Source organism: Clostridium sp. C8, from assembly GCF_001010885.1.
In the GTDB taxonomy this organism is placed as follows: Bacteria; Bacillota; Clostridia; order Clostridiales; family Clostridiaceae; genus Clostridium; species Clostridium sartagoforme.
In genome coordinates, this window is the sequence record NZ_LBMX01000030.1 from 1 (window position 1) to 10,341 (window position 10,341).

11 protein-coding genes are annotated in these 10,341 nt (G+C 25.5%); 7 read left to right on the forward strand and 4 right to left on the reverse strand.

The genetic code is table 11. The annotated features are described in order from the left end of the window. Positions 1-123: 123 nt before the first annotated feature. The gene (locus AAT22_RS04150; protein WP_047000354.1) at positions 124-594 is read right to left on the reverse strand and encodes a DMT family transporter; all 471 of its coding nucleotides are present in this window, start codon (positions 592-594) and stop codon (positions 124-126) included. 14 nt (positions 595-608) lie between these two features. Then, complete coding sequence (locus AAT22_RS04155; RefSeq protein WP_047000355.1) at positions 609-1,031, reverse strand: DMT family transporter; 423 nt, start codon at positions 1,029-1,031, stop codon at positions 609-611. A 112-nt stretch (positions 1,032-1,143) separates the two neighbouring features. Between AAT22_RS04155 and yeiL the strand changes: the two genes are divergently transcribed. Both yeiL and trmB read left to right on the forward strand, forming a co-directional pair. Further along, entirely contained in the window at positions 1,144-1,827 is a 684-nt protein-coding gene (gene yeiL, locus AAT22_RS04160; protein WP_047000356.1) for a transcriptional regulator YeiL, read from the forward strand. 335 nt (positions 1,828-2,162) lie between these two features. Then, complete coding sequence (gene trmB / locus AAT22_RS04165) at positions 2,163-2,819, forward strand: tRNA (guanosine(46)-N7)-methyltransferase TrmB (protein WP_047000357.1); 657 nt, start codon at positions 2,163-2,165, stop codon at positions 2,817-2,819. Positions 2,820-2,922: 103 nt separating this feature from the next. Here the strand turns inward: trmB and AAT22_RS04170 are convergent, their stop codons facing one another. Next, positions 2,923-4,221, reverse strand: coding sequence for an aminotransferase class V-fold PLP-dependent enzyme (locus AAT22_RS04170; RefSeq protein ID WP_047000358.1), 1,299 nt, complete (start codon positions 4,219-4,221; stop codon positions 2,923-2,925). A 144-nt stretch (positions 4,222-4,365) separates the two neighbouring features. On the opposite strand from AAT22_RS04170, the gene AAT22_RS18530 reads away from it, so the two are divergent. Together AAT22_RS18530 and AAT22_RS04180 are read left to right on the forward strand one after the other, a co-directional pair. Next, entirely contained in the window at positions 4,366-5,889 is a 1,524-nt protein-coding gene (locus AAT22_RS18530; protein WP_052953905.1) for a hypothetical protein, read from the forward strand. A gap of 11 nt (positions 5,890-5,900) precedes the next feature. Continuing rightward, positions 5,901-6,515 (forward strand): DUF4397 domain-containing protein, encoded by a 615-nt coding sequence (locus AAT22_RS04180; RefSeq protein WP_016207705.1) that lies wholly within the window; start codon positions 5,901-5,903, stop codon positions 6,513-6,515. A gap of 70 nt (positions 6,516-6,585) precedes the next feature. Here the strand turns inward: AAT22_RS04180 and zupT are convergent, their stop codons facing one another. Next, the gene (zupT, locus tag AAT22_RS04185) at positions 6,586-7,356 is read right to left on the reverse strand and encodes a zinc transporter ZupT (RefSeq protein ID WP_016207704.1); all 771 of its coding nucleotides are present in this window, start codon (positions 7,354-7,356) and stop codon (positions 6,586-6,588) included. 177 nt (positions 7,357-7,533) lie between these two features. On the opposite strand from zupT, the gene AAT22_RS04190 reads away from it, so the two are divergent. The 3 genes from AAT22_RS04190 to AAT22_RS04200 all read left to right on the forward strand — a co-directional run bounded on the left by AAT22_RS04190 (position 7,534) and on the right by AAT22_RS04200 (position 10,016). Next, a complete protein-coding gene (locus tag AAT22_RS04190) occupies positions 7,534-8,358 on the forward strand; it encodes an alpha/beta hydrolase (protein ID WP_016207703.1) in 825 nt (274 codons plus the stop codon). Then, entirely contained in the window at positions 8,355-9,383 is a 1,029-nt protein-coding gene (locus tag AAT22_RS04195) for an acyltransferase family protein (RefSeq protein WP_084820717.1), read from the forward strand. Before AAT22_RS04190 ends, AAT22_RS04195 begins: the two co-directional genes overlap by 4 nt. 111 nt (positions 9,384-9,494) lie before the next feature. Then, entirely contained in the window at positions 9,495-10,016 is a 522-nt protein-coding gene (locus tag AAT22_RS04200) for a hypothetical protein (RefSeq protein ID WP_016207701.1), read from the forward strand. The last annotated feature ends 325 nt before the right edge of the window (positions 10,017-10,341 follow it).

A 10,341-nucleotide genomic window follows, 5' to 3' on the forward strand; every position in this document is an offset into this window, starting at 1 on the left:
AAGCTAGACACGGACAAGCATTTAAGGGATTATTAGATAGATATTTTGGTCAAAACTAATATATACAAGAAATTATAAAAAGAAGTTGTCTTAAATTAAAGTTTAAGACAACTTCTTTTTATATTAATCTACGGTTAACATATCAATAGACTTTGATTCTTCAATTTTTTTGTCAACTACTATATTGTAGGTTAAGCCTATTAAAATGAACAGTCCACCAATTAATTTTCCTACTGATAAAGTATTACTATTAAAGTAATCTATGATAATTCCAATAGAAAGTTGGCCTATAAAAACTAGTAAAGTTAAGGAAAAAGATGATACTTTAGGAGTTGTATAATTTGATAAAACAACAACCAATATACCAATGCTTCCTCCTAAATAAGAATATATAGGCAAATTTAATTCATGAATTGGAGGAATATTTATATAATCTTTAGTTATAAGTAGGAATATGGTAGAAGTTATTAAACCTGTAAGGTAATTAAAAAATGTTCCTTGAAAAGTTCCAATTTCTTCAGCCAGTTTAGAATTAATGATTCTTGATATAACAACAGATACTCCAGATAAAATTGCTAATAAAATATATAACATAATATAAATACCTCCTAGAAAAATGTCATAATATAGATTCCAAGCATAATAAAAGATACGCCTAATAGTTTTTTCTTTTCAAATTTAACTTTTTTCATCTTCATCAATCCATAATGATCTATAATTAGAGATGATAATGTCTGTCCTAATAAAGCTATTGATATAGTTAAAGAAGCACCTAGGACATTAAAACTTATATTGTTGAAAATCACAGTAAGTACTCCAATTATTCCGCCACTATATAAAACTAGTGGAATACTTTTCTTTATATCAATTTTATATTTTTTATATATTATAAATATAGATATAACAATAAAGCCGCTTAAGTGGACAATTAAAGTAGAGGAGTAATTGCCTATTCGCCCAGATAAAATTCCATTTAAACTAACCATTAGAGTTATTAAAATTCCAGTAAATAATGATAGAAAGTTATACATATAAAATCTCCTTAAATCTTTTTTATAAATTTAACATAAAATGATTAATTTTTATTAGGACATATGTCATACTTATCATATATAAATTAAACTGTTATATTAAGGAGAAAAAATGAGAAGGATAAAAGATAAAGAATTGATAAATAAGTATATAAAACTTCATAATATAGAAGACTTGTTTAATGATAATATAAGAAGTAATTTGGAGCTTTTATTTTTTAGCAAAAGAGAACTAATTTTTAGAGATGGGGGTCAGGTAGAATATCTTATGTTTTTTGTAGAAGGAAAAGCAAAGGTATATTCAAGTTTGAAAAATGGGAAGTTATTATTACTAGACTTTTATAAAGAATTAGATACATTAGGAGATCTAGAATTAATAACTAATGACTTTGCAAGCTGTAATGTGGAAGCAATAGAGCCATGTGTATGTTTAGGAATACCCTTAAAAACATTAAAGAATATATATCATGAAGATACGAAGCTTTTGAATTTTTTGTGTAATTCATTAGGGAAAAAGCTGAAAAGATCTTCAAGAAATTCAGCTATAAATTTAATGTATCCATTAGAAAGCAGATTAGCAAGTTATATTATTTCTATTGGAAATTCTAATAGTAAAGTTATTAGATTTGACGAAACTTTAACTATAATTTCAGAACTATTAGGAACAAGTTATAGACATTTATTAAGAACATTAAATAATTTATGCGATAAAAATATTTTAATGAAAGAAAATGATTGCTATACAATATTAGATTATGAAAAACTTGAAGCATTAGCAGCTGATATATATAAGTAATATAATTAGTATTAAATATACTAAAGTGCTATCTGCTAATAGTTTTAGTATCAACTGAAAAAACTGTAAGCAATGAATTGTGAACTATTAATTATTAATGTATAATAATTATGAATTATATAAGTTGTAACAAATATTATATGTTTAAATAAGCTATTTTTGAAATTTATAGCTTTTAAGTATGAATAGTATTTTAGTAATTTATATAAAAAATTAAATAATATATGTGCTTTAATTTTAATACTTTATTTAAATAAGCTTAATAAATTTTAATCTTATAGATTATAATAATTTAGTTATTAATTGAGGTATATATATAATATGGAGTGAATAAAATGAGATTAAGAAAAAAGCCATGGGCTAGACCTGAATTAGAAGATTGCAATTTTTTTATAACAAATCCAAGTGATAATAAAGGAAATTGGGGAAAGTTGTTTAATAATGATAATCCTATATATTTGGAACTTGGATGTGGTAAAGGAACATTTATAGCTGTTCATGGCTCAGAAAATAAGGATATAAATTATATAGCCATTGATATTAAAGATGAGGTATTAGTGCTAGCAAAAAGAAATATAGAAAAGGCATATAATGATAAATATACAAACATAGATAATTTAAAGCTAATGGCACAAGAAATATCATTAATTAATGATGTTTTTAGCGAAGAAGATATTATAGAAAGAATATACATAAATTTTTGTAATCCATGGCCAAAAGAAAGACATAAAAAAAGAAGGCTTACCTATACTAAACAGTTAGAAAATTATAAGAACTTTTTATCAGAAAATGGGACAATATATTTTAAAACAGATGATGATGAATTATTTGAAGAATCGGTAGAGTATTTTAAAGAAACAAATTTTGACATTGAATATATCACATATGATTTACATAATAGTGATGTTAAAGGAAATGTTAGAACAGAGCATGAAAATATGTTTAGTGAACAAGGAATAAAAATAAAGTTTTTAATAGCAAGAAGAAAATAAATTAAATTATGAAGAGTTAAGCAAAAAAGTCTCAATTGAGACTTTGCAATTTAGATTATTAAGATATTCTATTTTAGCTTAACTCTTAAATATAAGATAATTTTTAAAATCTCAATCTACATATTAAATCCACAGTATTTAAAAAGAAGTCTACTTCTCTAAGAGAATTATATAATCCAAAACTTGCTCTAACCATTCCTGGCATTTTGCATGTTGAATCAACTAAATGCCTAACAGAGTCTGAATTAGTTAAATTAAGCAATCTCTTTACATAAGGATGCGCACAAAAAGCTCCCTGCCTTACAGCTATTGCCCTAAGATCAGCCAAAAGTTTAGCTACTTCAGCATTATACATTCCCTCAATGTTAAACACTACTATTCCTAGCCTGTCGTCTATATTTTCAATATCAGCATAATTTATAACTCCTTGTATAGAGTTTAATCCGTTCAATGCTCTTTTTAACAATAACTTTTCATTTTTTTCAATAGTATCAAAGCCAATTCTATCAATTTCCTTCATTGCTTCTACTAAGGCAATTGCTCCAAAAAAATTAGGACTACCTGCTTCATTTTTTTCAGGAGGTGGTAATAATATTTCTGAATCATCTAAAACAGTTTCTACAGTTCCTCCTCCCTTAAAATCAGAATTTAATCTATCAAAGGTTTCCGTTAAACCAACTATTGCACCACTTCCAAATGGAGCATACATTTTATGAGCAGAAAACACTAAAAAGTCTATAGAATCATCGGTAGAGCAACCCTTTATATTGATTTTTTTATGAGCTACTATTTGAGCACCATCTACTATTAGCTTAGCATTATAACTATGAACAAGTTTTGATATATAGGACAAATCATTTATATATCCTGTTACGTTTGAAGCAGCAGTAATTGTAACATATTTAACTAATCCATTATATTTTTCTAGTAAGTATTGTAACTCATCTAGATTTAATCTACCATTATTGTCTACTTCTATATATTTTAAATTACATTTTCCTCTCCAAGGGAGGTCATTGGAATGATGTTCCATTCGCGTAGTTATAATTATATCATTTTTATTTTCTATTAATATATTTGATAACCTATTAATTCCCTCAGTGGTATTATTTACAAATATAACAGTGTACTTATCTTTTGGAGCGTTAAAAAAATCAAGTATATAATTTCTACATTCTAAATATTGTTTTGTAGAATACTCTGATTTTTGTCCAAGGCCTCGACCTATGGAACCATAAAACTCACATGCTTTAGTAATTTTATCTACAACACTTTTGAATACAGGTGTTGTAGCAGCATTATCAAAATTAATTGGTATTATATAATTTTTATTTAATATAGGAACTTTCTTATCAAGTCCTATAAATAGATTTCGTAAAGAATTATCCATTAAATTAAACATAGCACTACCTCCCATATATCCTATTCAGTTAATATATTGATGGTGATTATTAAAGTAAAAAGTAGTAGGTTCTAATGTAATATTAGGAAACATATATAAATATAAAACATATACTTATAATGAAAGATTTTTTGGAGGAAATATATGTATTATAATAATTCAAATAGAAAAGAAGATGATGACGATTTAAAGTTTATACCTTTAAATATAAAAGAGCCATTTGCAGAAAAAGATTCTAGTTGGTTTCCAATAGTAAATATGAACTCTCCTAATATAAGTAGTATGACTAATAATTTTATATTAGGATTCTCTTCACCTAAAAATGGTGAAAAATTAGATGAAAGTTTTCTAGAATCAATAGATTATATACCAAGCATTAGTTATACAGGTGAAAATACACTTAATACTTATGATACTAATACAATTACTAATAGCTATAATCAAGGCACTGCTAATGGGAGTGGATATATATCTAGTAGTATTTTATCTAATAATGGTATGAATAATAGTAACTATGGAACAAAAAATAATCAAAATAATAATAGCAATGGAAATAACAATTTTGAGTTGGAGTATCCATCAGAAACTATTTCGGAAGAGCTATATTCATATAATAAAGAGGCCAAATGTTCAAATGATAATTTAAATAATATAGGAACTAATATGAATTTAAATTCAACGTCTAATACAGGTGATATTAATAACATGAATAATGTATGGGAAAGCAATAATATGGGAAATGAAATGTTTGGAACAACAAACGGAAATATGAATACTGGAATGTTTGGAATGCCAAATGACATTACAAATAATAATACAAATAGTATTAACGGTAGTTGGCAGAATATTAATGATAATATAAATACTAATGAGTTTTCTTATATAGATTCTGACTATTTAAATAATGACAACTTTATTCCTATGTATATGAATTCTCCTAATGCAAATATGAATTCTACAAATATAGGTATGACTAATGGAATGACTAATAATACAAATATGAATTTTACAAATATGGTACCAACCTATGGATTCCCGAATCCTACTAGTATGGCTCCTATGACCATGGATGGTGGGTTTGGAATGACTAATAATACAAATATGAATTTTACAAATATGGTACCAACCTATGGATTTCCGAACCCTATTAGCATGGCTCCTATGACTATGGAAGGAGCATTTGGAATGCCGATTAATACAAATATGAATTTTACAAATATGGTTCCTACTTTTGGATATCCAAACAATACTAATTTGAAACCTGCTAATATACCACCAACTTATGATATACCGAATTCAGTTAATATGAATAGTGGATTCCAAAATAATTTTAAATTAGATCCTATGGATATAAATTATAATATTAATAAAAATATAGATGATTATATAAGAGATTATGAAAAAATAAATGAATCAATAAATAGCGATAAATATAGCTTCGAACCTCCTCATATGAAAATTTTAAGAGACTTAGACTTAGGAAATGATTATGAAAGTATTTATAGAGAATCTAATAATAGCGATATAGATAATATTTTCAAAAAGATAGAGGAAGATTATGATTCTATAATGTCTACATTAAAAATATATAAAATTCCGTATCCAATAGCTTCCTTAATAATAAGGAAAATAATTAGCTTAACTTTAAAGTTTTCTAATAAAGAGTGAGGTGAATAGATTTGTTATTTAGTGAAAATTTACCAAACTTACAAAGCAAAATAAGGATTTTACATGCTATACCATCAGAACAAGCTGTAGATATTTATTTAACAGGAAATCTAATGGGAGAAAATTTAGTATTTTCAGATATAACCTGCTATGAAAATATATCATCAGATAGTTATGAAGTTCAAATATATTCTGCAGGGACTTATGCTAGACCTTTGTTTAGTAAAACTATAGAAATTTTACCTAATACTACAAGCACCATTAGTATAGTATCTTTAAATAATAATATTGATATATTTGTATTAAATGATGCAAGTGTTGAGGGGGAATTAACAAGTTGTTTTTTAAGATTTATACATTTATCACCTAATGCACCTTTATTAACATTATCATTGCCAAATAATACGATACTTTTCGGAAATGTAGAGTATTTAGAAAAAACTGGATATTATCCGTTATCACCAGCAATATATGATTTTAAATTTAGCTTTTCAGCCATAATAGGGTTGTCAAGATATATAAGTCAAAAAACTCTTAGAAATGGAAAATTTTATACCATATATATTATAGGTTTAGTAAACAAGGAGCCTAATATGGGATATCTTATGGTTGAAGATGGAAGATAGATAAATGGGCTGTCGTATAGACAGCCCATTTAAGAGTTGATAATTAAATTTTCATTGGTTGACAGTACCTTTAATGCACGTAAATGTGGCTTAATGGAATTATACATATTCCTAAAAAAATTGAAAATACATGAATTTTATTATACCCATATTGTCTAGAAGCAGGTATAAGATCAGCAAATGAAATATAAAGCATTATACCTGACACTACTGCGAAAATTACTGATAAGATTAATTCATTTATATATGGTCTTAAAAACAGAAATGCTAGTAAAGCACCTATTGGTTCGGCAAGACCAGAAAAGAAAGTATATTTAAAGGCCTTATATCTACTTTTAGTAGAATAATATATAGGCATAGCTATTGAAATGCCTTCAGGAATATTATGAAGTGCTATTGCTAAAGCTATTGATATACCTAAAGTAGTATTTTCATAGCCTGATACGAATGTAGCAATACCTTCAGGAAAGTTATGTATCATTAGGGCAATCATTGATACAAATCCAACCCTATATAATTTCCCAGATGAATGAATAATATTAGGCTTATCAGGAATTAACTGATCTATTAATAGGGCCATAAATGCTCCAATTAATAAAAAGAATATTGATAATATAACTCCATTAAACTTACCAGTGAATTTCATTAAAGTGTCTTCAGCAGAAATAAATAAGTCTGTGAATGAAACGGTAATCATTACCCCGGCAGAAAATCCTAAGGCGAAAGTTATAAGTTTATTATTTTGAGCTTTAGAAAAAAATACAATAAAAGCTCCAATTATTGTGGACATCCCAGCTATTAAAGATAATAATAGAGGAATAAAAGAATTATTGTCTAACATAGAATTACCTCGTATAGTAAATTAGTATATAAGCTGCAATAAATACCCTACACTTAATTAAAATTAGTATTTAAGTAATTTATAATGTAGAGTATTAATCTAAGCAGATATATTAATAAATATATTAGATATTAATGGATCCTATGCAAGTTATATAAAATTTCCAGGAGAAAAAATATGATAAGTAACAGAATAAAAGAAAAGTTTAAGATGCTACCAATAACATACAAAATTTTAAATGAAAATATACAAAGTAAAAAAGTTGATTTTAAAACTTATAAATATGGAGAAAATATAAAACAATATTATAGAGTTTATAATGGAGATATAAATAAACCTATAATATTCTTTATTCATGGAGGAGGATGGTGGCATGGAAGCCCCAAAACCTCAAGTTATATAGGAAAGTTTTTCTGCGATAAAGGGTACACCGTTGTACTTCCAGCTTATAGACTTGCACCTTTATATAAATATCCAGAGCAGATAAATGATGTATTTACAGCAATAAGTCATTATTTATCTAATCAATGTAAAATAGGAAATAAGAAAATCATAGTTATGGGATTTTCAGCAGGGGGAGAACTTGCAACTAATATAGTATTTAATTTTAAGAAACAAAAAGAATTTAATATTAAGAAAAACATTTTTTGTGGGTTGATCACATTAGCAGGAGTTCTTGATTTTGAAAAATGTAAGTCAAAACACTCGGTTCTGTTAATAGAAAATTATTTAGGAAAGGAATTATCATTAATAGAAATAAATCCTATAAAATTATTAGAAAATAATGATATTAATATACCAGTTTTGTGTTTGCATGGGAAAAAGGACCCATTAATAGATATTGAAAATTCTATTAGTTTTGTAAATAAGATAAGGGATTTAGGTGGAAATGCTAAATTAAAGATTTTAGAGGATAAATATCATTCAGATATTATAACATTAGTAATAGGTAAAGGAGAAAATGAATCTAAAATAATTTTAGATTTTATTGAAGATATATGAGAAATATTAAAACAAGAAATTATTTGTTGGACAATTTGAAGGTTATATTGATATTTTTCGTAGTATTTGGACACGTAATTGAATATTACATAAAAGATAGTAATATTTTGATGTCTATATATATTTTTATATATATTTTTCATATGCCACTTTTTATATTTATTTCAGGATATCTATCAAAGAATTTTTATAAAATGAAAAGAAAATCTATCAAAAATTTATTGATACCTTATGTAATTTTTAATATGATTTGGTACTTAGCTGTTTATATAGGTACTAAGAAAAATATGTTTTCTTTAATATATCCAGGATGGACACTGTGGTATTTATTAAGCTTATTTTTTTGGAGAGTTTCTTTAAAGTATTTGCTTAAAATAAGATATATTTTAGGCGTCAGCTTTATTATAGGAATTTTTGTTGGATTAATTCCTAGTATAGGAAGTATTTTGTCTATATCAAGAACCATTGTATTTTTGCCATTTTTTTTACTTGGTTATTATGCTAAAGAAGAACATTTAAATAAGATAAAAACTTTTAATAATAAACTATCCATAATTATATTAATGTTATTTTTATTATTTGCAGTATTTATAGTTGAGAATAAATTTGTAGATTATAAATTTTTATATAATTCCTATTCATATAATGCATTGGGATTATCTTTAATAAAAGGAACTATATTTAGAGTATTGTTATACATTTCAGCAATTGTGTTTAGTATTTGTGTTATAAGTTTAGTTCCTAGTAAAGAAAAGTTTTTCTCAAAAATAGGTAAAGCAACTATGAACATATATATTTTTCATATTTATTTAGTTGTGTTAGTTTATTTCTTCATACCAAGATGGAATATTAGTATAATACAAAATATATTAATTATAATAAGCCCGTTTATAATAATATTTATTTTGTCTAGAAATAAAATAAACAAAGTATATGAAGGAATATTTTATCCAGTAAATATAAGCATAAATACAGGAAAAAAATCTATAAATAAATATAAAAATATTAACAAAAAAACTCATTAAATTTTATAATGAGTTTCTTTTGTTTATAATAGTGCAAATAAAATATTTACAAATGGAAACATATATAATATACTAATGTATATACACTAGTATGGAGAGGGGATTTTTTATATGGAAAGCAGAGAAAGAGTAAGAAAAATGGTTTTTGCAGCAGTATTAACAGCAATTGCAATTATAATTCCAACACAATTTGGATTTTTAAAGATAGTTATAGGACCTTTTACAGCAACTATAGCCTCACATGTTCCAATGTTTTTAGCGATGCTAATATCACCATCTGTGGCTATATTCGTAGGAGTAGGTTCTGCACTTGGATTCTTTATAACAACTCCATTAGTTGTTGCAGCTAGGGCGTCTATGCATATAATAGTTGGATATATAGGAGCAAAAATAGTTACAAAGGATAAAAACTTTAAGAAGGCGATAGCTATAACAGCACCTATTCATGGAATTTTAGAAGGACTTATAGTTATACCATTTGGTTTTTCAGTTTATCAATTTATAGTTGTAGTAGCTGTAGGAACTATTTTACATCATTTTGTTGATGGAACTATTTCATACGCACTAGCTAAAGCATTATCAAAAGCAAGAAGAAAAGATATATACGAAGTATTTTCTAGTGAAGCAGCATAAGATTTTGTAAGTCAAAGTAATTAGAAATGAAAGAATTATAAAGAAAAATTTTTAAGAGATTTTTAAATAAAATATATTTTCAAAATTGAATTTTAAGTTTTACATTATAAAACTTAAAATTCAATTTTTTATTTTTATATAAATGAAAATTAATTCAATTTTTTGTATAAGATGATTACTCGAATATATTTTAAAAAAGTGATATTATAATATTATAATTGGTAATTGTGCAGTGTAAATTGTTATTTGAAAGAAATTGGAGGAATTAAAGTGGAAAATGTGGAAAGTACCTCTCTTATTCTAGAAGACCAGCTAATAATAGTCA